Consider the following 23,102-nt stretch of genomic DNA (forward strand, 5'->3'; position numbering starts at 1 on the left):
TCTGGGGGCGGGCGGGTTCTGCGGGTGGTGCGCTGCGCTGGGAAACGGCCTGTTGTGCAGCCGGTGGTGCTGTGGGTGCTGTGGGTGGTGCGGTCAGTTGCGGGGGTCGCGGAGTCTGCCGATGCGCTCCCGGTCGAGGCGTAGTTCGGTGCGCAGGAGCCGGGTGATGCGGCCGGTCAGGCGGTGCGTGAGTTCGTCGAGCTGGAAGTCGGTCAGGGCACGGGGGTCGAAGGCGTCTTTGGGGACCGCCGAGTACGCGGGCGGCGCCGCCGGCCCTGGGCTGTAGGCCGGCGGGGGCGCGCCGTCGGAGAAGGGGGGCGGGCTGCCGGGCGGTGAGTACGGGGGCGGGCTTCCGGAGGGCGGGTTTCCGGGGGGCGAGTACGGGGGCGGCGGGGTGGTGGGTGGGGATGCTGTGGGGGTGGGGATCGGGGCGGTGGCGGCCCTCCCCGGGGTGCGCTGGACGGCGGGGGCCCGCAGGGCGGGGGCTGCGGGCGGCGGGCCCGCCGACGGGGCGGCGGCCGGTGCCGGTGCGTGCCGGGGGTGGACGACGGGCCGGGCTTCGGCGCCGGGTGCGGTACGACGCAGGGGTACGGCCGTGAGGGTCGGGCGGCGCTGGATGGTGGGTGCGGTGGGTGCGGTGGGTGCGCCTGGGGGGCGGGGCGGTGTCTGCGGTGTGGGCTGCATGGGCGTCGGGGTGGTGCTGGTCGAGGCGGTGGGAATGGTGGGGGCCGTCGGTGTGGTGAGGGGGAAGGGCACGGCGGCGGGTGTGGGTGCGGGCACGGTGTTGCCTTCGGCTGCGGACGGCGGCTTGGCGTGCGAGGGCAGTGGGGCGGCCGCACGAGGGGTGGTGAGCGCGGCGGGGAGTGCTGGGGCCGCGGTGCCCGAACGCTGCGCGTCCGCCGGGCGGTTGGGTGCGGTGCGCTGTACGGCGGGTACGGCTCCCGCCCCGCCGAGCGGCGTCGCGTCGACGGGGCGGGAAGAAAGGGGGGCGCCGAGCGGGGTGCGGGCGGGTGCCGTGGGGGTGCGGTGGGCGGCCGGCGCCGGGCGGGTTCGCGGCGGGGCGGTGGTGGGGTGCGGCAGGGGGGCGCCCAGGGCGGAGGTGCGCTGCACCGGGGGCAGCGGCCGTGCATCCCGTGGACTTGGGAGACCGCGTGGACGCCGTGTCGTGGCGCCGGGTTCGGTGTGTCCGGGGCCGGCCGCCGGGCCGGATGCCGCAGAGGACGACGGGGCCTGAACGGGCGTGCCCTTCGTGGTGCCGACGTGGGTGGGCGGTGCGGGCACAGGGGCTGCGGTGGGCCGTCGGACGGACGACGTCCCTTGCGACGCGGGTGCGATGGCCTGCTGGGCGGGCGCGGTCGCCTGCTCGGCGGACGGCTTGGGCGGCGGGGACGATGGTGTGGCCCGCTGTACGTGCGGTGTGGTCTGCGGAGTGGATGAAGTCCCGTTCGGGGCGGGCGGGGTGGCCTGTTGGGTGACCGGTGCCTCGTGCGGAACGGATCCGGTGGCCTGCCCGGCGGCCGACTTGGGCTGCGGAATCGACGACGTGGCCCGCTGTACGGACGACGTGGCCCGCTGGGCATGGGGCGCGGGCGGTGGGACGGCAGGCGTGCCGTGGGAGGCGGACGACGTTCCCTGCGGGGCGGGCGCGCTGGAACGCTGGACGGCGGGCGTGGGCTGAGGGGTGGCATGCACCTCGGGGGCGCGGGCGGGCCAAGTCCCCTGCGGAGCAGGCGTGGTGGCCCGCTCGGCGGAGGGGGAGGCTTGTGAGGTCGACGGGGTGGCCCGCTGGGCCGAGGGCGTGGCCTGTGCGGTCGGACGCGTGTCGTGTGCGGCGGCTGAGGTGTCCTGCGGGGTGGACGGGGTGCCGTGTGGGCCGACGGAGGTGACCTGCGAGGTGGACGGGGCGCCTTGGGGTGCGGTTGCGGGCCGTCGTGGGGTGGGTGAAGTCCCGTGTGGAGCAGGTGCGGTGGATCGCTGGGCGGAGGGAGTGGTCCGTGGGGCCGTCGGCGCAGCCCGCTGCACGGATGGCGAGGCCTGCTGCGCGGCGGGGGCGGTCTGTGCGGCCCGAGGCGTGTCGCGCGAGGTGGAGGGCGCCTCGCGCGGGGTGGCTGCGGTGGCTCGCGGGGTTTGCGGGGTGCCTTGCGGGGCGGGTGAGGTTCCGTGCGGGGTAGAGGGGGCGCCTTGTGGAGCGGGTGAAGTCCCGTGTGAGGCAGGCGCGGTGGATCGCTGGGCGGAGGGCGCGGGCGGTGCGGCCGTTGATGTGCTGTGCGAGGCGGGGGCGTGGCCCTGCTCTTCGGGCGGAGTGCCCTGGGCGGCGGGCACGGCTTCTCGTGGCGTGGGTGGAGTCCGGTTCGGGGCAGGTGCGGTGGATCGCTGCGCGGAAGGTGTGGTGTCGGGGGCGGGTGCGGTTCCCGGCGGGGTGGTCGGCGTGCCTCGGCGGGCGGACGCGGCTTCCTGCGGCGCGGAGGAAGCCTGGTGTGGGGCAGGTGCCGGGGATCGTTGCGCGGAGAGCGCGCCCTGTGAGGCGGCGGGTGCGGTCCCCTGCGGGACGGTCGGCGTGCCTTGGTCGACGGACGCCGCTTCATGCGGCGTGGGCTCGGTGGAGCGGGACGTCTGCGGGGACGGCGGTGTGACCCGTTGCGCGGAGGGTGTGGTCGTAGGCGTGCTGTGTGAGGCGGGTACGTGGCCGTGCGCGTCGGTCGGCGTGCCTCGGGAGGCGGACGCGGCCTCGTGCGCGGAAAGTGAAGTCCCTTGTGGCGTCGGCCCGGTGGAGGTGGCGGGATGCGGAGTCGATGGTGTGGCCCGCTGGATGGAGGGCCGGGCCTGTGGGGCGGCGGGCGAGGCCGAAGGCGTGTCTTGTGCGGTGTACGGCGTGCGCGGCCGGGCGGACCCGGTGACTGCTCTCTCGGGGGACGGCGAGGTCTGCGGGACCGATGACTGGACGGCCGATGGGGGCGAGGGGCGTTGTTTCACGTGAAACGTCGGTTCGTCCACCCCGTCAGACCCGGGCACGGCCGACCGCGGGGTCGGCGCGCCCAAGCCCGCGCGACGCGGCGTCGGGGTGGACGCGCTCCGCTGGACGTCCGGGACCGAACCGGCCGCCGGAGACGGTGACTTGGATGCGGTGGGCGTAGCCGTGGAGGTGTCCCCCGGGTTCACCGACCGCTGCACGCCGGTCGAGGCGGCGGACGCGGAGGACGCGGCGGACGCAGATGTCGCCTCCGACTGGACCGCGTACGTCGACCCTGTGTCGAAGTGCGGGATGTTCGAGCCGGAAGTCGGTGCCGTACGGGCGGAGTCGGCTGCGTCCGTCGCGTCGGACGAAACACCCGTCGCGCCGGGCCGCACGGGCTGTGCCCGTTGGACGGTCGGTGCCTCGCTGTCGTACTCCCGCGCTGAACCGTCCGGCGTGGGCAGGCCGCCGGCATCCGGCAGAGGGCCGCTGCCCGGAGCGGGCTCCTTGCCGGTGGCCGCCCCGCCGCCACCGGTGTCCCCGCCGCCGCCCGTTTCCGAGCCCCCGCCGTCGCCCCCGCCGTCGCCCCCGGCGGACGACGCCGTGCCCGGGATCCGGGTGGGCAGCGTGCGCCGCTGTACGGGAGACGTGGTCGACCTGGTCAGCGGGGCCGGTGCCGTGGTCGGGCGGGGCGCTGTCGGGACTACGCGGATACCCCGCCCCTGGACGGAAGGAGCCGGGGCGGCCGGTGCCGGCGGTGCGGCCACCGGCTGGACGGGGACGGGCTGTTGCCCCCGGCCAGAACCACCAACAGGGCTTGCGGAACCGGCAGAACTCGCAGCACCAACAGGGCCTGCTGAACCGGCAGCACCCGCCGAACCCTCCGTGCCCGCAGCGCCCCCCGCACCCGCAGCACCCGCCGAACTTTGCGTGCCCGCCGAACCCGCACGTTCCGCAGGCCGTGCCGGTGCGGACAGGCGATTGCCCGTCAGGCCGTCCGGTGCCGTGTCCAGGACGACGTGTGGGCGTGTGCCTCCGAAGGACGGGTTGCGCCAGGTGGCCAGGCGGTTGCCGAAGTCGGCGTCGGCCACCCCCGACGTGCCCCGGGCCGACCGTTGGATGGGCGGCAGCGTGGGCCAGTCGGCCGGGCGTGGAGGCACCGCGTCGACAGCCGCGGAACCAGTCGGCGCCGACCCGCCCTCAGCCCCACTCGCAGTCCCACTCCCAGCCCCACCCCGAGACTCAGGACCCGCCGCCGAACCGGTACTCGAACCGCCCGTCCCAGCCCCCTCCGTCCCAGCCCTCTCCGTGCCAGCACCCGCACCGACACCCGCACCGACACCCGCACCGGCGCCCGAACGGACACCCGCCCCCCGCCCCCGGAATCGGTCCAGAAGCCCCATGCCTCAGCCCTCCGCCCCGCCCCGCGTCACGAGAGACGCGATGCGGTCGGCGTAGCGGCGCCGGTCGTGGTGTTCGAGGTCCAGGATCTCGTCCTGGCTCCAGTGGAAGTGGAAGGCGACGTACGCGATCTCCTCGTGCAGCCGGTCGGTCGCGTACGTCACGATTCCCCCAGGCGGCTCCCGCCGAGTTCCACCTCGAAGGGCTCCGCGCAGTGCGGGCACTCCACCGAGGCTCGGGTGTGGCCCTCGGCGTTGATCTGGCGGTAGAAGTCCTGGAGGAACGCCAGGTCGGAGGCGAACATGTTCTCCACGATCCCGTCGTGCACCATCGGCAGCCCGCCCAGGCGGGTGATGACCCGGCCCAGCAGCACCACCGACAGATACGCGGGGTTCTCCTGGACGCGGATGTCCCGCAACGGCACGAGTTCGTCCCTCGCCGTCGCCAGCCGCATCACGCCGTCCCTGTGGACCGTGCCCGCCTCGTCGACGTAGCCGCGCGGCAGCTCGAAGGGGAACTCCGTCTGCAGGCGGTACGCCGGTGCCGTCGGCACGGGAGCGGACGCGGGCGTCGGGGCGGGCGCGGCGTCGGGCACGGCGGCGGGCGAGGGAGCTGCCTGCTCCCCGCCCGCCGCCGCCCGGACAGCAGTACGCCGCATTACTCGATGACCAGTTCTTCGAACGTGATCGTCACGGTCTCGGTCAGCGCCGCGGCCTCGCCGGCCTTCACCGTGCTGGTGTCGATCTTGCTGCACCAGGCGTTGCGCATGTTGTACCGCTTGACCGGGTTGTTCTGGTAGTCCATCACCATGATCGTGGCGTTCTTGCGGGCGCTGCCCATCACGCCGTTGATCGACTCGGTGATCCACGTGTTGAACGCGGCGGACTGCGTCATACCGCGGACGACCGTGCAGGTACCGGCCTTCTTCACGCCCGGCAGCTTCTTGGTGACCGGCTTGCCCTGCGCGGAGACCTGCTGGTACTCGATGACGTCCTGTTCCAGGCTGAGGCCACTGACCTCGGCGAGATACTCGACCATCACGCCGTCGATCTGGAGCCCGAAATTGTGCGAAGTAAGGGCGTCACCCGGCTGGAGACTCATCTGTTCGTCCTTCTAGGGGAGTTGACTCGGTGTACGGAAGTGGCGGGCGCCGCCTACTCCTCCAGCTCCCCGTTGCCGCTGGAGAACTGGGCCAGCCGGAAGATCACGAACTCGGCGGGCTTGACCGGCGCGATCCCGATCTCGCACACCACCCGGCCGACGTCGACCGACTCCGGCGGGTTGCTCTCCTCGTCGCACTTGACGTAGAAGGCGTCCTCGGGCTTGGCGCCGAACAGGGCGCCGGCGCGCCACTCGTTGACCAGGAACGCCGAGACGTTGCGCCGGATCCGGGCCCACAGGGCGTGGTCGTTCGGCTCGAACACCACCCACTGGGTGCCGATCAGGATCGACTCCTCCAGGTAGTTGAAGTACCGGCGGACGTTCAGGTAGCGCCAGGCCGGGTCCGAGGACAGGGTGCGGGCACCCCAGATCCGGATGCCGCGGCCGGGGAAGGCACGGATGCAGTTGACGCCGATCGGGTTGAGCAGGTCCTGCTCGCCCCGGGTGATCTGGATCTCCAGGTCCACCGCGCCGCGTACGACCTCGTTCGCCGGGGCCTTGTGCACACCGCGCTCGGAGTCGTTGCGGGCCCACACGCCGGCCACGTGGCCGCTCGGCGGGACCAGCCGGGCCTGGCCGGTGGCCGGGTCGAAGGACTTGATCCAGGGGTAGTACAGGGCCGCGTACTTGGAGTCGTAGCCGGCCGTCTCCTGGCGCCAGACCCGGATCTGGCGGGCGTTGAGGCTCGGCGGGGGGTCGATGATGGCGACCCGGTCGCCCATCAGCTCGCAGTGCGCGATCAGACCGAGCTGGACGGCCTTGACGGCCTCCAGGTCGATCGCGCCGCGCTGGTAGGCGGCCATCAGGTCGGGCACCGCGACCATGGAGATCTCGTCGACCGCCTCCAGGCCGCCGAAGCCGGTGCGGTCGGCGCTGTCGCCGAGGTACTGCGCCGGGCCCACGGACTGCGCGGGCGGCTCCTCGACACCGGCCGGGGCGGCGGGCGGCGCGGCCAGCGCCACCGTCTGGTTGTCCGGGCGGGCCAGCTGCGCGGACGGCGCGGCCTCGGCCACGGTGATGAGCTTGGAGCGCTCCTTGACCTGCGTGACGACGTAGTTGCGGTTGCCCTTCTTGGCCGTCACGTCGAACGTCTCGACTGGCTTGTCGCCGTCCTTGACGATCAGCTTGAACCGCTCGGCCGGACCCTCGCCCTCCGGGTCGGCGACCTCCACGCTCAGCGGGTTGCCGCTCTGGCCGGTCGCGTTGGCGGTCACGGCGAACGTGCCGAGCTGCTTGGGCTCACCGGCGGGCAGCGCGGCCGGGGCGGCCGAGCCGGACACCGCGGCGGGGGAGGCGGAGTCGCCGGAGGCGCCCGCCGCGGAACCGCCCACCCGCACGACGTACGCCGCGGAGCCGCCGTTGTTGAAGAAGCCGTAGACGGAGTGGGCGAGGTAGTACCCGTCGGTGAAGTCACCGAAGGCCGCCACGTACTGCGTCCAGTTGGTCACCAGGGTCGGCTCGTTCAGCGGGCCGGTCGGGGCGAGCCCGACGAAGGCCGCCACCGAGGTGCCCACCCCCTCGATCGGGCGGGAGCCGCTGGCCACCTCCTCGACGTATACGCCGGGCGACAGGTAGGACGGCATAGCTGTGCACTCCTCGGGGTACGAGTCAGGTCGCTCTCACCGTCACGCGCGAAGCGCGTCAGCCGAAACGTCCTGGGGTGCCGGATCGGGGGCAACCCTCCTGCCCTCAAGGGCACTTCTTCGCGACCGTCGGCCCGTAGGGGTGGTGTCGTTGCCCTCGGTGCTGCCCCGGAGGACGTGTCGGCCTGCCGGGCGGTCCGGTAGAGCTGGATGGCCAGTCGTCCGGTGTCGAAGGGAGCGTCGTGCGCGCACACGGAACACGGGCCCAGCAGGCCGGTGACCAGGGTCAGGCCCGCCGGGTGAGTGCGCCGAGCGGGCCCGCCCACCGGTTGCTGACCCTGCAGCGCATGGCCGGGAACGCGGCCGTGGCCCGCGCCATCGAGGAGGAGCGGCACGAGAACGCTCCCGGATGCGGACACACGCAGTCGGCCGTCGAGCAGTCGACCGCCTCGCAGTCGGGCGCCGTCCAGCAGTCGGCGGCCCCGCAGTCGGCCGTCGGGGAGCCGGTCGTGCAGCGGCGGTCGTCGGTGGACGAGGCCGTCGCGTCTCCCTGGCAGCCGCTGGATGCCCGCATCCGGGCGACGGCGGAGCAGGCCTACGGCATGGACCTGGGCCATGTACGGGTGCACACCGGCCCGGTCGCGCAGCGCTCGGCGACGGAGCTGGGCGCCCTCGCCTACACCACCGGCGCGCACATCGTCTCCGCGTCCCCGAAGTTGGACGACGAGACGATCTACCACGAGATCGACCACGTCCGGCAGCAGAGCCTGGGTCCCGTGGCCGGCACCGACAACGGCGCGGGCGCGAAGGTCTCCTCCCCCAATGACGCCTTCGAGGTCCAGTCCGCGGCGAACGGCAGGCGGCTGGCCCAGGGGGCGGCGCCCGAACTGGGGGTTCCCGGGTCCGTGCAGCGGGCGACCGGGCCGGGCGCCGCGCCCGTGCAGCGGGTGCGCTCGTCCGTCACCGCCGGCACGTCGACCCGGCGTGGTCGCGTACGAGTCGAGTCCCTGCCGCTCTTCATTTCGGCCCCGGAGTACACCCGCGCGAGCCCACGGGCCGCGGGCGGTGCGATGTCGAAGGCGATCCTCGGACCGAGGAGCCTGTTCGGCATGGGCACCGACGCCGACAGCAGGCTTCCCGCCGCGATCGACGACGCCCGGGACAAGTACAACATCCCCTTCATCGCGGGCCATCTGCTCAACGCGGACTTCGGCGGCGACGGCACGGCGGCGGCGAACCTCACGATTCTCACGCCCCGGGCCAACTCGGCCCACAAACGCTTCGACAACCCCGTCAAGGTCGCCGTCGGCTACCTCAAGGACGTCTACGAGCACCTGTCCCGCCTCTATGTCCCCATCGACCGGCTCGGTTACGGGATCGCGGTGAAGGTCGGCGTCAGCGGACCGTCGTACGTCTGGAGCAGCAAGTACCCGGGCAACTGCATCTCGCAGTACCTCAGCTGTGAGGCCCGCGTGATGCGGGAGAGCCAGGTGTACGACTACTACGACCGCCGTGACCCCGGGGACCGGGACGCGGAGCGGAAGTGGGACGCGGTGCTCGCCCTGATGGACAGGATCACGGCTCTGGTGGAGCAGGCGAACGACAACGACCTCGTCGACAACGAGGCGCGCTAGAAGGGGACTTCCGCCAGCAGAAGGGAAGGCCCGGCACCAGAAGGGAAGTCCCGGAGAAGGGACTTCCGGGCAGTGGGTACGGAACTTTCCGCACCCACGTCTGCCCCTCGGTCCGCTGCCGCGGGCCTGGTACCGGCCGTAGCGTCCTCGCGTGAGCCTGTGGACCTCCCTCGAACCCGCCTCCGCCACCGTCGACCCCGGCAGCAGCACGCGCGTACGTCTGCGTCTGCGCAACACGGGTGATGTCGTCGACGAGTACCGCTTCGAACCGGTGGGGGCGGTGGCGCCCTGGACGACGGTGGAACCGCCGACGCTGCGGCTCTATCCGGGGACGACGGGCACGGTGGAGCTGACGTTCGCGCCGCCGCGCACTCCGGACGCGACGGCGGGACCGAACCCGTTCGCGGTGCGGATCACGCCGACCGAGCACCCGGACGCGGTGACCGTCCCGGAGGGCAACCTCACCATCACGCCGTTCAGCGAGGTGCGGGCCGAACTGGTGCCGCACACGGTGAAGGGGCGGTTCCGGGGACGGCCGCGGCTCGCCATCGACAACCTGGGCAACACCAAGGTCACCGCCTCGCTCAGCGGCAGCGACACCGGAGACCGGCTGTCGTACGAGATCCAGCCGGCCAACGTGCAGATCGAGCCCGGCCGGGCCGCGTTCGTGAACACCACGCTGCGGCCCCGGCAGATCATCTGGTTCGGGTCGAAGGAGGAGCAGCCGTACCGGCTGGCGGTGCGCCGCTCGGGCGTCCAGCCGACGGAGGTGGACGGCACCTATGTGCAGCGGGGCTTCCTGCCGCGCTGGCTGGCGACCGCGCTGAGCATCATGCTGGCCCTGGCGATCGCGTTCGTCATGATCTGGATCTCGTACAAGCCGCGGGTGGCCAGCCTGGCGGAGGCGAAGTCCCAGGAGGTCGGCTCCACCCTCGCGCCGCCGAGCCCCACCGCGACACCGACCCCACCGCCGCAGCCCACCGCGACACCCGCGACACCGCCCGCCGAGGTCGATCAGGGCGCGGCGGCCGGTGCGGGCGGCGGCGGAGGCGGCGGCGCCCCGGCCACCGTGACCGCGCGGCCCCCGCAGGACACCGCCGCCACCGCCGTGAACCGCCTGGCCAAGGACGACCCGACCGGACGGCACATCTGCTACCGCGCCTTCGTGACCGGCGACGGCTGGCAGAAGCCGGTGTGCGACGGCACGTTCGCCGGCACGACGGGCCAGAACAAGCCGATCAAGGCCCTCAACATCGCGGTGTACGGCGCCGGCGGCTCGGCGGCCAACGCCTTCATCCACAACCCCGAGTCGACCGACGGCAAGGGCAAGTGGTCGCCGTCGTGGACGGCCATCGCCGACGGCCGGAACATCTACATCGGCAGCAGCAAGAAGGGCGCGCCGGACATGCTGGGCTTCGGCATCAACATCGGCAGCGGCAAGGTCTGCCAGACCGCCCGTGTCCACGGCTACGACTGGGGCGCCCAGGGGTGCACCGATCCGCGCCCCGAGCTCATCTTCGGCGGAGCCCTGGAGAACGACCGCTGGCTCGAAGCCGTCAAGCTGACGGTCTGACGGGGGCTCGGTTGTGGGGCCGGTTGCACAGAAGGGGCGGGCCGGGTAAGTCCGGTACGGGAGCTACCAGTTGGCTTCTCCGGGCACCAGCCGACCCGCCTTGCGGTACTCGCGGCGGGCCCCCTCCAGCAGGTCGTCCGCGCCGACCGGTTCGTCCCGGCCGGCGGCGAGATAGGCGGCGGTGACGACCGCGCTGCGGATCGAGCCGCCGGCCAGTTCGAAGTCCTTGGCCAGCGGGGCCGTGTCGATGCCGGCGGCACACGGGACGTGCGCGAGTCCGTGCCGCCACAGGGCCAGGCGCTGCTCGGGGTCCGGGAACGGGAAGTCGACCACCAGGTCCAGACGGCGGGTGAACGCCTCGTCGATGTTGGCGCGCAGGTTGGTGGTGAGCAGCGCGATGCCGTCGAAGGACTCCAGGCGCTGCAGCAGGTAGGCGCTCTCCATGTTGGCGTACTTGTCGTGCGCGTCCTTCACCTCCGACCGCTTCCCGAACACGGCGTCGGCCTCGTCGAAGAGGAGCACGGCGTCGGTGCGGTCGGCCTCGGTGAAGATGCGTTCCAGGTTCTTCTCGGTCTCGCCGACGTACTTGTCGACGACGGAGGAGAGCTGCACCACGTAGAGGTCGAGCCCGAGTTCGGCGGCGACGACCTCGGCGGACAGGGTCTTGCCGGTGCCGGACTCGCCCGCGAACAACCCGAGCACACCCCGGCCCCGGCCGCCGCCCGCGCTCAGCCGCCAGTCGCCGAGCACACGGTCGCGGTGGCGGGCGCGCAGGGCGAGTTCACGCAGCTGGGTCAGCGGCCGGTCGGGCAGCACCAGGTCCTCCCAGCCGACCTCGGGCCGGATCCGGCGGGCGTGCCGCTCCAGTCCGGACGCCGACTGCTGACGGGCGGCCAGCCGTACGTGGGCGGCGGTGAGCGGGGTGCCCTCGAAGGTGGCGAGGGCTTGGGCGGACCGCGCGGCCCGGGCCACCCGGTCGCCGCCCAGGCGGTACGGGGCGACGGTGGCGGCCAGGTCGAATCCCGGGGCGTCCGGCCCGAGCGCCGCCGACCAGGCGGCCGTACCGCCGGCACCGCGCCGGGGTGCCTCGAGGACCAGCGGGTCGCGCCCGCTCCACTGCGGGTCGTAGGGGTGCGGGTCGGTCAGCAGCACGGTGACGTCCGTCGCCGCCGCCAACGCCCGCACCAGCGGGCCCGGCCGGTCCGGCAGGCCGGACAGTACGACGGCGCCGCCGCCGAGCCGGGCCTCGCGCAGCAGGTCGGGGACCAGGTCCTCGGGCCCCGAGAAGTGCAGGGCGTCCAGACCGGCGGCGCGCAGGGCAGCGCCGATCGCGGCGAGTCCGTCGCCCTCGCGGTGTTCACGGAGGTAGGCGGTCAGCGGACCGACGCGCAGGCGGGCGGCCAGCCGGTGCACGAAGTCGTCGTCGACGGGCAGGGGTTCGGCCATCGGGCTCAGGTGGGCGTGCAGCGCGGGGGCCGGGGTGTCGTCGCCGAGCAGATGGGCGATCAGCCGGTCGGGCACCCGCAAGGAGCGGGACAGGAAGGGGCGTTCCGGCTCCTCCACGTCCAGCAGGCCGAGCGCTCGCAGGGGCGCCGAAGGGTGGAAGCGGGCGCGGGCCGTGGCCAGGTGTACGGGCGTCGCGCACAGGTCGAGGGCGAGTCCGGTGGTGGCGCGGCGCCGGCTGACGTCGTCGTTGAGGTAGCCGTAGAGCGGTTCGAAGGTGCGGTCGAGGTCCGGGGCGAGGGCGACCAGCAGGATGGCGGTGTCCAGCTCGGTCAGATCCGCCCGGGCGGCCAGCGCGGCGAGGCGGTCACCTGGTCCGAGCGCGACTATCGCGCCGTCAGCCGAGTCAGCCGAGTCAGCCGAGTCAGCCGAGTCGGCGGCGGGTGCGGCCGAAGCGGCGTGCAGCAGATGCCGTACGGCCCCCTCGGACAGGTACAGGCCGCGCAGCGGATCACCGGCGGTGGGGTCGTCGGCACTCCGCTGCTCCACCAGCGCGCCGACCCGCTCCCGCAGACCGGCGAGCCGTACGAGCAGCGGGTGGGCGGGGTCGGTGCCCTCCCTGGACCTGGTGGTGTCCGGGGTGTCGGCGTACGGAGTGGTCATCGGGGGTCCGGTCGGCGGGCGGCGGCCTCGGCTCGGGCTGCTCGGGCCGCTGCCACCTGGTGGGGGCGGTGGGCGCGTTCGGCGGACTCGGGCGGGTCGTCGTCCAGGCCGCGCACCCGTACCGCCGCTCCCTCGGTGACCGGCGGCCCGGCGTCGTACTCGGGGAACGCCGGGAAGGGCGCGGTCACCACCACGTCCAGGGAGGGCTTGAGTTCGCCGCCCAGGGCGGACCAGATCTCGGCGAGAGAGCGGGACTCGGTCTGGCTGCCGGCCACCGTCACCGGCACGGCGAGCCCCAACGCGCCCAGGGATCCGGGGAGTTCGTCGGCGGCCAACAGCTCGCGCGGCAGCATCGTGGCCAACACCGCCGACAAGAGCCGGTGTTCGTCCTGCGGCGTCTTGGTCCAGGCGGTCACCAGGTACGACAGCCGGAACCAGCGCGGCGGTTGGCGCCGCCGGACCACCACGTCCCGCTCGTCGCGCACGGACATCTGGCCGCGCTGGCGCCGGGCCACGTCCTCACGGATGTCGTACAAGTAGGCGTTGACGACAGGCGCGTTGCGCCGGGCCGCCCAGTCCCGGGTCGGGGCCTCGAAGGAGACCTCGATGCCGGAACCCGTGAGCGCACCGCCGCCGAGCAGGCTCTTGAGGACCTCGTCCACCTCGTGGATCACTGTCTCGCTCCTGCCCTGCCGTGCTGTCGGACCCGCTCGATGCGGTCCGTTCCCGATCATCCCCCTGCGCCGGCCGGGCCGCAGGCACGCCGGGGTCGGCGGCCGGGCACCCCGTGCTGCCCGCGGGGGCGACAGAATCTGCCCCTTCGGTCAGAGGTAGCCTTCACGCAGGGCATAGGCCACGGCGTGCGCCCGGTTACGCAGATGCAGTCGGGTGGTGAGCCCGTGCATGACGTTCTTGACGGTGCGTTCGGAGTAGGACAGCTTGCTGGCGATCTCTCCGGTGTCGAGGCCCTCGGCGACCAGTCGCAGGACGTCCACCTCGCGGGGCGCGAGGCCCAGGGACGGGGTGCCGGGTCCGCCCGCCGCGCCCCGGTGCAGGGTCCCCACCTGGTTGATGAGCCTGCCGAGCAGGTCGGAGGGCAGGTCGCCGTCCCCGCGGGCAGCGGCGAGGACCGCCTGGACCAGCCGGTACGAGGTGGCCTCGCGGCGCCAGACGATGGCTCCGACTCCGCACTCGATGACGTCCAGCAGTTCGTTCTCCCGGATCGTGCCCACGACGAGCACGGCACGGGCGCCCTCGCTGCGCACGGTCCGGCGCAGCCGGGTGAGCGCCGCCTCGTCGAGGGTGTCCTCGATCAGCAGCGCCACGGTGTCGGGGCCGGTCTCCTCGCGGAGTTCGATCTCCGGGTGCCGGCGCAGCTGGCTGACGGCGCCCTCGCGGGACAGCGGGTCGGAAGCCGCTACCGCCACGGGTGTGCGGCGCCCGGGGTCGGCGGCACCGGTGCCCGTGGCGCCGCTGTGTGTGGTCCGGGGTGAGCTGAGCAACCGTTTCCCCCAAGTTCGCGAGCCCGCCGTCCGGTGCGGACCGGTGACGGGTGGGTTTGCTCCACACTTCTGTGACCGCTGTGGCATGCGCAATCGTGGAGCACCACGAGGCGGACCACGAGACCAGCGGCACGATCACCACTCGTGGCGCCTCGCGCTGGCATCGTCGCAGGTCAGAGTGGGTGTACGGAACGGCGGCCGGTCCGGTGCGGTTACTCCGGGCATCGCCGTGAGCCTCGCCACAGCAAATGGAGGGAACCCGTCCGCCGTTCTGCCGGACAGGACACGGCGCCTGGAACCGGTCCGATCCGTGGCGCACGTCACAGCACCGGACCCGGTGCCTCCGCGTCCTGCTCACCGAGGGCGACGCATCCACCAGGGGAGGCAGGGATGACCGGACCGCTGCAGGGGATGACCGGAACGCTGCGCGAACGCGGGGACGCACACGAGCTGTTGGCGGCCGAGGCCGGGCGCGCCCGCGCCGGGAACGGACGCCTCGTCCTGCTGCGCGGCGCCACGGGTACCGGCCGCACGGCCGTCCTGGAGGCCGCCTCGGTGGCCGCGGCGGCCCGCGGGATGCGCGTACTGCGGGCGCGCTGCTCCCCCGAGGACTCCACCGTGCCGTTGTCCGTGGTGCTCCAGCTGCTGGGCTCGGTACCGGAGTTCGCGGACCTGACCGCGGGCGACGACGAGCGTGGCAGCGCGGCCCGGCTGTGGCGGCTGCTGCGTTCGTACGCGGACCAGGCCCCGCTGCTGCTGGCCGTCGACGACGTCCACCTCGCCGACGGCGCCTCGCGTCGCTGGCTCGTCGACGTGGCCCGCCGTATCGACCGATTACCTGTGCTGCTGGTGGCCACCGAGCGCAGTCAGTACGACATCGACCCGCCGGCCGCCGGACTCGCCCACGCGCTGTCCCCCTCCCTCGTCCGCTCGCACACCCTCGCCCCGCTCACCGACACCGCGGCGGCGGAACTCGTCCGCGCCGCCTTCCCCTCGGCCTCGGCGCGGTGGACCGCCGACTGCCTGTCCGCCGGCGCGGGCAGCCCGCTCCTGCTGCGGGCCCTGCTCGACGACCTGGGCGCCCTGCCGCAGGAGACCCTCTCATCGACCTTGCCGGACACCTGCGCCGCCCTGTATCCGGGCGCGTACCCGGCCGTCGTCCAGTGGTGGCTGGACAGCGCCGGACCGGCGACGGCGGAGGTCGCCCGAGCCCTCGCGGCCCTCGAACTGACGGGGCCTTCGGCCGCGGGCGAGGAGGCGACGGGTGCTCCGGCGGGAGGCGCGGCAGGTCGTCCGGCCGAGGTGCTCGACGTGGTCGACGCGGCCGGAGCGGCCGGCGGGGAAACGCTCGGTGCGGCCGCACTCCCCGCGCCCGACTCCGTCGGTCTCCTTGCCGAGACGGTGGGAGCCGACCCGGCTCGGGTCGCTGGATGGCTCACCGCGATGGTGTGGCTCGGGGTGCTGCGCACCGATGCCGGCGGGCGCCCGCGGTACGCGCATCCGTTGCTGCGGGACGCGGTGCTGGCCGGGTGGCCGGTCGGGCGGCGGCAGGAGGTGTACCTGGCGGCCGCGGAGGCCATGGTGCGGCGCGGTGACCCTGCGGAGGCGGTGGCCCGGCCGTTGCTGCGGGCCCGGGCCGTCGGCCTGCCGTGGGCGTCGCGCGTGCTGCGGGACGCGGTGCGGGCGGCCCTGCTGGACTCCCGCCCCGAAGACGCCGTCGGCTATCTGCGCCGGGCCCTGGAGGAGCCGCTGGACGACGACCTCAGGCAGCGGCTGCTGACCGAGCTCGGCTCCCTGGAGTACGCCGCCACCGACGCCCCCGGCATCCCCCGCCTGACCGAGGCGCTCCAGCTGCCGGCCCGCCCCGACGACCGGGTGCGCACGGCGATCGCCCTCGGCACCGCGCTGGCCCGCCGCGGCGAGGTGCGGGCGGCCGTGGACGTGCTGCGCACCCTCGAGGACCGGCTGACCGGCCACCCCGAGCTGGCCCACACCGTGCAGACGGCGTCCGCGCTGCTGTCCGACCACGACCACACGGTCCGGCAGGAGGCCTACCGGTGGCTGGGTGACGTCGCCGCACGTTCCCCGGAGGCGGCCGGCCCCTCCGGCCAGGCCCTGCTCGTGCGGTACGCGGCCACCGCCGGCGCCTGCTCGGCCCAGGAGGCGATGGCCCGGCTGGGAACGCTGCTGGCGCAACCCGCCGAAGCACTGGCCGAGCCCTTCCTGCTGGGCACGGCCGCCGCCGTCGCCCAGTGGGCCGACGAACTCGACCACGCCGAACGACTGGTGGAGCGCGGCCTGGCCGTGCGGCACACCCCGCTGCTGCACCCGATGGAGGGGGCCCTGCTGGACGTACGCGCCGACATCGCCGCCGCCCGCGGGCAGTACGACCGGGTCCTCGCCGCGCACGCCGAGCGGACCGTGCCGGAGCACCGTACGGGCCCGACCAACGCCGACGCGCACGCCGTGGTCGCGCTCGTGGAGACGGGGCGTACCGACGCGGCACGGCGGCTCGCGGACCGCTTCGATCCGGGCCGGGCGCCGGACTCCTGGGAGATGAACCGCTTCCTGTACGCGCGCGGAGTGCTGCGTCTGGCCGAGGAGGACTTGACGGGCGCCCTGCACGACTTCCTGGAGTGCGGCCGGCGCCAGACGTCCCGGGCCGTGATCAGTCCCGTCGTCACGCCGTGGCGGACGGCCGCCGCGATGTGCCGGCTCGCGATGGGCCTGCCCCGGGAGGCACGGGTGTTGGCGGAGGAGGAACTGCGGCTGGCCCGGGTGTGGAACACCCCGCGCACGCTGGGGCGGGCCCTGCGGGTGCTGGGTCTGACGACCGGCGGCCGCCGCGGCCTGGAGCTGGTCGAGGAGGCCGTCGCCGTGCTGCGCCCCGCACCCGCCGAGCGCGAACTGGTCGCGGCGTTGCTGGCGCAGGGACGGCTGTTGACCGCCACCGGCGACCGGACGCGGGGCCGTGACTGTCTGCGCGAGGCGGCCGAGCGTGCCGAACGACTCGGCGCGCCACGGTTGCGGGCCCGTGTCGAGGAGGCCCTGCGCGCGGGCGGTGCCCGCCGTTCCGCGGCGGCGTTCACCGGCTCCGGGTCGCTCACCGGCAGCGAGCGCCGTATCGCGGAACTCGCCGCGGGCGGCTGTACGAACACCGAGATAGCGGATCTCCTGCACGTCGCCCGACGCACCGTGGAGACGCACCTGACCAGTACGTACCGCAAGCTCGGCATCCGGCGCAGGGGGGAGTTGAGTGCCGCGTTGGAGGCGGCGGACGGATAGCGGCGCGGGACCTGCCGACGGGCAAGTCCGGCGCCCCGGCGGCGCGGTGTTCAACTTCCCTACGTCTGTGGTTTTCCCGGCGGCCGGGAGATCCGCCGCAGTACGCTCACATCACCGAACCCCCACGCGAATCCCTGGTTGTGGAACTCGTCAGTAGTTGCTGTTGCGATCTCGTTAACCGGAACCCTTGACGGTGTGTACCGAAACCGCGTTGGCTTTCAGCCACCCCTGGTCGCCAGGCTGCTCTCTCGCCCCCGGAAGGCATCCCCGTTGTGAACGCTTCCCCCACCCGTAGTCCCACGGTCCGTCGGATCGCCGTCACCGTCACCGCCGCCACCTCGGCCCTTGTGCTCTCCGCCTGCGGTGTGATCGACGGCGTCGGCGGGAGCAGCAGCTCCGCGGCCCCCAAGAAGGGCAACGACATCACGGTGGGTCTCCTCCTGCCCGACAAGGAGACGGCACGCTTCGAGAAGTTCGACTACCCCCTCATCAAGAAGCGGGTCGCCGAGCTGACCAACAACAAGGGCAAGGTCCTCTACGCCAACGCCGAGGCGAGCCAGTCCAAGCAGAGCGGACAGATGGACACGATGGTCGCCGACAAGGTGGACGTGATCCTGGTGGACGCGGTGGACGCGAAGGCCATCGTGCCGGCCATCAAGAGGGCCAAGGACGCCGCCATCCCCGTGATCGCGTACGACCGGCTCGCGCAGGGCCCGATCGACGCGTACGTCTCGCACGACAACGAGCTCGTGGGCGAGGTACAGGGCCGCGCGATCGTCGGTGCCCTCGGGGACAAGGCGGCGAACAGCAAGATCGTCATGATGAACGGCTCGGTCGCCGACCCCAACACCGCCCGCTTCAAGCAGGGCGCGCTCAGCGAGCTCGAGGGCCACGTGATCATAGCCAAGCAGTACGACACCAGGGAGTGGCTGCCCGAGGTCGCCAAGGCCAACATGAAGAAGGCGATCCAGTCCATCGGGCTCAGCAACATCGCGGCCGTCTACTCGGCCAACGACGGCATGGCGGGCGCCGTGATCGACGCGCTGAAGGAGGCCGGCGAGACCAAGATCCCGCCGGTGACCGGTCAGGACGCGAACCTGGACGCGGTGCAGCGGATCGTCTCCGGCGAACAGTTCATGACCGTGTACAAGTCGTTCCTGCTGGAGGCGGACAACGCCGCGGAGATGGCGGTCGCCAAGGTCCAGGGCCGCTCGATCGAGTTCGAGGCGCTGACCCCCGACTCGGTCGACAGCCCGACGCAGAAGAGGATCCCGTCGCAGCTGGTGAAGGTCGTGGCGCTCACGAAGGACAACATCAAGGACACGGTGATCCAGGACGGCGTCTACACCGTCAAGGACATCTGCACCCCGAAGTACGCGTCGGACTGCGCCGCGATCGGCCTGGAGTAGACCTCGTCACGGCCGGCCGCCGCCGTCCCGGTGGGCTGATCGGCCGGTCCGGGAGACGGCCGGGGTCCCAGTAGCGTTGTCTCGGTCCGACGACGTACGCCGAACGCGATGGAGCAGCACGTGAGCGACCCCCTGTTCGTCAAGATCTGTGGCCTGAGGACCGAGCGGGACGTCGACACGGCCGTCGAGGCGGGCGCCGACGCCATCGGGTTCGTCTTCTCGGACAGCCCGCGCCGCGTGGACGCCGCCGCGGCCGCACGGCTGTGCCGTCGGGTACCGGAGCACGTGCTGACGGTGGGCGTCTTCCGGGCCGAGCCGCTGTCCGAGGTGCGGTCCCTGGCCACCGAGGCGGGCATTCGCGCCGTCCAGCTGCACGGGCCGGAGGACCGCGGCTACTACGACGACCTCGCGGCGGGCGGGTGGACCCTGATCCGTGCGACGGCGTTCGGCGATCGGGTGCCGCGGTGCGGGGAGATGGGCGAGGACATGCTCCTCCTCGACGCTCCCGTCCCGGGCTCCGGGCTCGCCTGGGACTGGTCCGGCAAGCCCTCGGCCGCCCCGGGGGAGAAGTGGCTGCTGGCCGGCGGCCTCAGCCCGGAGAACGTCCGGGACGCCGTCGACACCACCCGTCCGTGGGGTGTCGACGTGTCCAGCGGCGTGGAGCAGACCCGGGGTGTGAAGGACCCCGTCCTGATCAGGGCGTTCGTGAAGGCTGCCAGGGCGCGGTCCTGAGCGCGGTGCGCGCGGAGGCCCGTCGGCCTGTCGGGTCAGCCGGTACCGGAGCCGGACGCGTTGTGCGCGGCCCGGCGGTACTCGGTGTTGATGCGCTGGGCTTCCTCCAGCTGGTCCTCGAGAATGACGATGCGGCAGGCGGCCTCGATCGGGGTGCCGTTGTCGACCAGTTCACGGGCGCGCGCGGCGATCCGGAGCTGGTAGCGGGAGTAGCGGCGGTGTCCGCCCTCCGAACGAAGCGGAGTGATCAGACGGGCCTCACCGATGGCCCGGAGGAAACCGGGGGTGGTGCCGAGCATCTCGGCGGCCCGGCCCATCGTGTAAGCGGGGTAGTCGTCGTCGTCCAGACGATCCGTGAGCGGAGTATCCGCTGGCATGTCACCTCGTTGAGCAACGCGTGGAAGGGCCCTGACGCCGTACGGCACCAGGGCCCCGAGAAAACTGAACACAGAAACCATACCCATGCAAATCAGCAATGTCTATGTTGACCAACGTAGATTTCAGCTCTCCGGAGGGGAAGGAATCTTCGTCTTCTGGTCGAGGGCGGGGTCGACGGGGCCGGTCCGGCATAGAATCGGCTCTCATGTCGAACCCCGACGAACTGCTCGTCGCCATTTCCGCCATGGTGGAGCGGGAGCAGAGCAACCAGATGTCGCTGACCGTCGTCGTCGCAGGTGCCGTCATCACCGGACGACTGGCTCCCGAATCCTTGTGGAGGGAGCGAGTGTCGGAGGTCCTCAAGGACTCGGACCGTCTGGGTCCGTTCTCCGACGTCTTCACCACCGACCGGACGGAGCCCCGGCCCGACCCTGGCGGAGTGCCCACACATCTGCACTTCCATCTCGCCAGGATCCTGCAAGGGACCACCGGCATCCCCGAGACGGGCGGCATGTACCGGGTCGCGATCGAGGATGTCAGCGCCTGGACCGTGGGCGACTTCAGCTACTCCGACCAGTGACCTGAGCCGCGGGGCGAGGCGGTGACCTGAGCCGCAGACCTGAGCCGCGGGACGAGAACGAGAACGAGGGCCCTGCCGACGCGCGTCGGCAGGGCCCTCGTGGCTGTGGTGCTGTACGGGTGTCCGCTACACGGCCTGGCTGCCCGCCTCGGCGGCGGTCCCGCCACCGAGCATCGCCGACGCCGCCTGGAGCGGACTGAGCGAGGGCTCGGGGGCCGGCGCGGCCGCGACGTCCTCGTGGCAGGTGAAGCCGAGACGGGCCATGGCCCGGACGACCTCACCGCTGGTGAAGTCGCGCCGGTCCTGCCGGGTGATGATCTGACCCACCTGCTTGACGGGGTAGCGGCGGCGTCCGATGGTCACGGACTCACCGACGACGAGCTCGGGCTTGACGCCCTTCATCGATTCCAGCACTCCGTCCTTGGTGAGATCGAACGGGTACCGGGCGATGACACAGCGCATGATGCCTCACAGGGGGCGGAAGGGTGGACTGGGGGAGGGAGCGCGACCGGCGGGTGCCGGCGCTCAGGCGGCCGAGTCGAAGCTGGACCGTCGCCGCGGCGTCGTGGCGCGCCGCCCGGCCTCGCCGGTGGAGCCGCCTCGGCGGCCGCCCTCACCGGTGGAACCGCCACGGTACCCGTTCTCGCCGGTGGAGCCGCCACGACGTCCGCCGTCGCCGGTGGAGCCGCCACGACGCCCGGCCTCGCCGGTGGAGCCGCTGCCCGGAGCGCGTCGGCGGCCCCGGGACGAGGAGCGCGTGCTGCGGCGCGAGCGTTCGGTCGCCTGCGCGGGCACCGAGATGACGACCGGGACACCGGACGGGGCCTGAGCGCCCGTGATGCGGGTCAGCTCCTCCTCGCCCGAACGGACCTGGGTGATCATCGGGGTGACGCCCGCGGACGCCATCAGCCGGCTCATGTCGCGGCGCTGCTCGGGGGTCACCAGCGTGACGACGGTGCCGGACTCGCCGGCCCGGGCGGTACGGCCGCCGCGGTGCAGGTAGTCCTTGGGGTCCGTGGGCGGATCCACGTTGACGACCAGGTCGAGGTTGTCGACGTGGATGCCGCGGGCCGCGACATTGGTCGCCACCAGCACGCTCACATGCCCGTCCTTGAACTGCGTCAGGGTCCGGGTGCGCTGCGGCTGCGACTTGCCCCCGTGCAGGCCCGCGGCGCGGACACCGTTGCTCAGGAGGTGCTTGGTCAGCTTGTCCACCGCGTGCTTGGTGTCCAGGAACATGATCACCCGGCCGTCGCGCGCGGCGATCTCGGTGGTCGTGCGCTGCTTGTCCGTGCCGTGCACATGGAGCACGTGGTGCTCCATCGTGGTGACCGCGCCCTTGGACGGGTCGACGGAGTGCACCACCGGGTCGGTCAGGTAGCGGCGGACCAGCAGGTCCACGTTGCGGTCGAGGGTGGCCGAGAACAGCATCCGCTGGCCCCCCTCGCGCACCTGGTCGAGCAGCGCGGTGACCTGGGGCATGAAGCCCATGTCGGCCATCTGGTCGGCCTCGTCGAGAACCGTGATGGTGACGTCGTCCAGGCGGCAGTCGCCGCGGTCGATGAGGTCCTTCAGCCGTCCCGGCGTCGCCACGACGACCTCGGCACCGCCCCGCAGCGCCCCGGCCTGCCTGCCGATCGACATCCCGCCGACCACGGTGGCCAGTCGCAGGCCCACGGCGCGGGCGTACGGAGTGAGCGCGTCGGTGACCTGCTGGGCCAGCTCGCGGGTGGGGACCAGGACCAGGGCGAGCGGCTGTCGCGGCTCGGCCCGTCGGCCCGCCGTACGGGCGAGCATCGCCAGGCCGAAGGCGAGGGTCTTGCCCGAGCCGGTGCGGCCACGGCCGAGCACGTCACGTCCGGCGAGGGAGTTCGGCAGGGTCGCCGCCTGGATCGGGAACGGCACGCTCACACCCTCGTGGGTGAGCGCGGTCAACAGCCGGGCCGGCATGTCGAGTTCGGCGAACGCCTCGACGGCGGGCAGGGCGGGCGTGATCGTCTTCGGCGGGGCGAACTCACCCTGGAGGGCCGCCGGTCGGCCGCCCTGGCCCTTGGAGCGGCGCGGACCGCCGGAGCGGTTGCCGCCGCCGTAGCCGGAGTTCCCGGAGCTCGAAGGCGCCCCGGTGCGCTTGCGGGCGTATCGGTCATTCGTTCGTACGCGGTTCATGCGGAACCTTCCTTGATATGGCACGTATCAAGGAATTCCCGCGGTGAATGAGCGGCGCAGGGAATCGCAAGAACGAGCCGGGGCTCTGGCGTTTCAAACGCCGAGAGCGATGAATACGGGGTAAAGAATCCCCGGAATTCCTCTGGGGATTCACGGAGACGCGCGAAGGGTCTCCGAGGTTTTCTGAAATGCAGCGAGCTGGGGCCCGCACCCCAAGGTGCGGGCCCCAGCTGCGACTCAAGCGTCAGTGGCCGAATCAGGCGGGAACGATGTTCTCGGCCGTCGGGCCCTTCTGACCCTGAGCGATGTCGAAGCTCACCTTCTGGCCTTCCAGCAGCTCGCGGAAGCCAGAGGCGGAGATGTTCGAGTAGTGGGCGAAGACGTCGGCGCCGCCGCCGTCCTGCTCGATGAAGCCGAAGCCCTTTTCTGCGTTGAACCACTTCACGGTGCCGGTAGCCATGTCAATCTCCTTCGGTACGGTGTTCGGAGTTCGCGGTGTGCGCACTCCGGTCGCCGCGATGATCAGCCCGTCGGAAAAAACCTTCTGGCCACCACAACTGCAACTGGGAACGACAGTAGCATGGCGTGATCGGCTGCGATGAGTCGGCAATTCGCATCCGGTGGGGATCAGGTCGCGGG

General features: G+C 72.7%; 19 protein-coding genes. 7 read left to right on the plus strand and 12 right to left on the minus strand.

The window, feature by feature from the left end; genetic code table 11:
- Nucleotides 1-93 precede the first annotated feature (93 nt).
- The gene (locus OHA64_RS24815) at nt 94-1,110 is read right to left on the minus strand and encodes a hypothetical protein (RefSeq protein ID WP_405616626.1); all 1,017 of its coding nucleotides are present in this window, start codon (nt 1,108-1,110) and stop codon (nt 94-96) included.
- A 361-nt stretch (nt 1,111-1,471) separates the two neighbouring features.
- On the opposite strand from OHA64_RS24815, the gene OHA64_RS24820 reads away from it, so the two are divergent.
- Nucleotides 1,472-1,678, plus strand: a complete 207-nt coding sequence (locus tag OHA64_RS24820; protein WP_405616628.1) for a hypothetical protein — start codon at nt 1,472-1,474, stop codon at nt 1,676-1,678.
- 2,681 nt (nt 1,679-4,359) lie between these two features.
- On the opposite strand, the gene OHA64_RS24825 is transcribed toward OHA64_RS24820, so the two are convergent.
- The 4 genes from OHA64_RS24825 to OHA64_RS24840 are packed head-to-tail and all read right to left on the minus strand — an operon-like array spanning nt 4,360 to nt 7,098.
- Nucleotides 4,360-4,518, minus strand: coding sequence for a DUF6760 family protein (locus tag OHA64_RS24825; RefSeq protein ID WP_356773893.1), 159 nt, complete (start codon nt 4,516-4,518; stop codon nt 4,360-4,362).
- Entirely contained in the window at nt 4,515-5,012 is a 498-nt protein-coding gene (locus OHA64_RS24830; RefSeq protein ID WP_405616630.1) for a hypothetical protein, read from the minus strand. Before OHA64_RS24830 ends, OHA64_RS24825 begins: the two co-directional genes overlap by 4 nt.
- A complete protein-coding gene (locus OHA64_RS24835) occupies nt 5,012-5,455 on the minus strand; it encodes a phage tail protein (protein WP_073499531.1) in 444 nt (147 codons plus the stop codon). Before OHA64_RS24835 ends, OHA64_RS24830 begins: the two co-directional genes overlap by 1 nt.
- 53 nt (nt 5,456-5,508) lie before the next feature.
- Nucleotides 5,509-7,098: a phage tail sheath subtilisin-like domain-containing protein gene (locus OHA64_RS24840; RefSeq protein WP_405616633.1), complete on the minus strand. Its 1,590-nt coding sequence runs from the start codon at nt 7,096-7,098 to the stop codon at nt 5,509-5,511.
- Nucleotides 7,099-7,340: 242 nt separating this feature from the next.
- On the opposite strand from OHA64_RS24840, the gene OHA64_RS24845 reads away from it, so the two are divergent.
- Both OHA64_RS24845 and OHA64_RS24850 read left to right on the plus strand, forming a co-directional pair.
- Nucleotides 7,341-8,732 (plus strand): DUF4157 domain-containing protein, encoded by a 1,392-nt coding sequence (locus tag OHA64_RS24845; protein WP_405616635.1) that lies wholly within the window; start codon nt 7,341-7,343, stop codon nt 8,730-8,732.
- A gap of 151 nt (nt 8,733-8,883) precedes the next feature.
- Nucleotides 8,884-10,305, plus strand: a complete 1,422-nt coding sequence (locus tag OHA64_RS24850; RefSeq protein WP_405616637.1) for a hydrolase — start codon at nt 8,884-8,886, stop codon at nt 10,303-10,305.
- A 63-nt stretch (nt 10,306-10,368) separates the two neighbouring features.
- Here the strand turns inward: OHA64_RS24850 and OHA64_RS24855 are convergent, their stop codons facing one another.
- From OHA64_RS24855 to OHA64_RS24865, 3 genes are all read right to left on the minus strand, one after another.
- On the minus strand, nt 10,369-12,411 hold the full coding sequence (locus OHA64_RS24855; RefSeq protein ID WP_405616639.1) for an ATP-binding protein: 2,043 nt from the start codon (nt 12,409-12,411) through the stop codon (nt 10,369-10,371).
- Entirely contained in the window at nt 12,408-13,085 is a 678-nt protein-coding gene (locus OHA64_RS24860) for a DUF4255 domain-containing protein (RefSeq protein WP_405616641.1), read from the minus strand. The genes OHA64_RS24855 and OHA64_RS24860 overlap by 4 nt, the downstream gene beginning before the upstream one ends.
- A 150-nt stretch (nt 13,086-13,235) precedes the next feature.
- Nucleotides 13,236-13,913 (minus strand): LuxR C-terminal-related transcriptional regulator, encoded by a 678-nt coding sequence (locus OHA64_RS24865; RefSeq protein WP_405616643.1) that lies wholly within the window; start codon nt 13,911-13,913, stop codon nt 13,236-13,238.
- Between the two features lie 411 nt (nt 13,914-14,324).
- On the opposite strand from OHA64_RS24865, the gene OHA64_RS24870 reads away from it, so the two are divergent.
- From OHA64_RS24870 to OHA64_RS24880, 3 genes are all read left to right on the plus strand, one after another.
- Nucleotides 14,325-17,198, plus strand: a complete 2,874-nt coding sequence (locus OHA64_RS24870) for an AAA family ATPase (protein WP_405624087.1) — start codon at nt 14,325-14,327, stop codon at nt 17,196-17,198.
- A gap of 272 nt (nt 17,199-17,470) precedes the next feature.
- Nucleotides 17,471-18,607, plus strand: a complete 1,137-nt coding sequence (locus OHA64_RS24875; protein ID WP_405616645.1) for a sugar ABC transporter substrate-binding protein — start codon at nt 17,471-17,473, stop codon at nt 18,605-18,607.
- Nucleotides 18,608-18,727: 120 nt separating this feature from the next.
- A complete protein-coding gene (locus tag OHA64_RS24880) occupies nt 18,728-19,339 on the plus strand; it encodes a phosphoribosylanthranilate isomerase (RefSeq protein ID WP_405616647.1) in 612 nt (203 codons plus the stop codon).
- Nucleotides 19,340-19,374: 35 nt separating this feature from the next.
- On the opposite strand, the gene OHA64_RS24885 is transcribed toward OHA64_RS24880, so the two are convergent.
- On the minus strand, nt 19,375-19,716 hold the full coding sequence (locus OHA64_RS24885; RefSeq protein ID WP_405616649.1) for a MerR family transcriptional regulator: 342 nt from the start codon (nt 19,714-19,716) through the stop codon (nt 19,375-19,377).
- A 206-nt stretch (nt 19,717-19,922) separates the two neighbouring features.
- Between OHA64_RS24885 and OHA64_RS24890 the strand changes: the two genes are divergently transcribed.
- Nucleotides 19,923-20,297, plus strand: a complete 375-nt coding sequence (locus OHA64_RS24890) for a hypothetical protein (protein WP_405616651.1) — start codon at nt 19,923-19,925, stop codon at nt 20,295-20,297.
- A gap of 126 nt (nt 20,298-20,423) precedes the next feature.
- Here OHA64_RS24890 and OHA64_RS24895 read toward each other — a convergent pair whose 3' ends face one another.
- The 3 genes from OHA64_RS24895 to OHA64_RS24905 all read right to left on the minus strand — a co-directional run bounded on the left by OHA64_RS24895 (nt 20,424) and on the right by OHA64_RS24905 (nt 22,923).
- Nucleotides 20,424-20,759 (minus strand): SCO5918 family protein, encoded by a 336-nt coding sequence (locus OHA64_RS24895; protein ID WP_405616653.1) that lies wholly within the window; start codon nt 20,757-20,759, stop codon nt 20,424-20,426.
- Between the two features lie 63 nt (nt 20,760-20,822).
- Nucleotides 20,823-22,463, minus strand: a complete 1,641-nt coding sequence (locus OHA64_RS24900) for a DEAD/DEAH box helicase (protein WP_405616655.1) — start codon at nt 22,461-22,463, stop codon at nt 20,823-20,825.
- Nucleotides 22,464-22,719: 256 nt separating this feature from the next.
- Nucleotides 22,720-22,923 (minus strand): cold-shock protein, encoded by a 204-nt coding sequence (locus OHA64_RS24905; RefSeq protein WP_030680625.1) that lies wholly within the window; start codon nt 22,921-22,923, stop codon nt 22,720-22,722.
- Between the last annotated feature and the right edge of the window lie 179 nt (nt 22,924-23,102).

Origin of the sequence: Streptomyces sp. NBC_00076 (assembly GCF_045041235.1) — a bacterium.
Lineage (GTDB): Bacteria > Actinomycetota > Actinomycetes > Streptomycetales > Streptomycetaceae > Streptomyces.

Excerpts from the sequence above, each read along its gene's own strand:
- OHA64_RS24905 (WP_030680625.1), bottom strand. The coding sequence starts at position 22,923 with ATGGCTACCGGCACCGTGAAGTGGTTCAACGCAGAAAAGGGCTTCGGC.
- OHA64_RS24890 (WP_405616651.1), top strand. The coding sequence starts at position 19,923 with ATGTCGAACCCCGACGAACTGCTCGTCGCCATTTCCGCCATGGTGGAG.
- OHA64_RS24870 (WP_405624087.1), top strand. The coding sequence starts at position 14,325 with ATGACCGGAACGCTGCGCGAACGCGGGGACGCACACGAGCTGTTGGCG.
- OHA64_RS24830 (WP_405616630.1), bottom strand. The coding sequence starts at position 5,012 with ATGCGGCGTACTGCTGTCCGGGCGGCGGCGGGCGGGGAGCAGGCAGCT.
- OHA64_RS24855 (WP_405616639.1), bottom strand. The coding sequence starts at position 12,411 with ATGACCACTCCGTACGCCGACACCCCGGACACCACCAGGTCCAGGGAG.
- OHA64_RS24835 (WP_073499531.1), bottom strand. The coding sequence starts at position 5,455 with ATGAGTCTCCAGCCGGGTGACGCCCTTACTTCGCACAATTTCGGGCTC.
- OHA64_RS24840 (WP_405616633.1), bottom strand. The coding sequence starts at position 7,098 with ATGCCGTCCTACCTGTCGCCCGGCGTATACGTCGAGGAGGTGGCCAGC.
- OHA64_RS24900 (WP_405616655.1), bottom strand. The coding sequence starts at position 22,463 with ATGAACCGCGTACGAACGAATGACCGATACGCCCGCAAGCGCACCGGG.
- OHA64_RS24885 (WP_405616649.1), bottom strand. The coding sequence starts at position 19,716 with ATGCCAGCGGATACTCCGCTCACGGATCGTCTGGACGACGACGACTAC.
- OHA64_RS24895 (WP_405616653.1), bottom strand. The coding sequence starts at position 20,759 with ATGCGCTGTGTCATCGCCCGGTACCCGTTCGATCTCACCAAGGACGGA.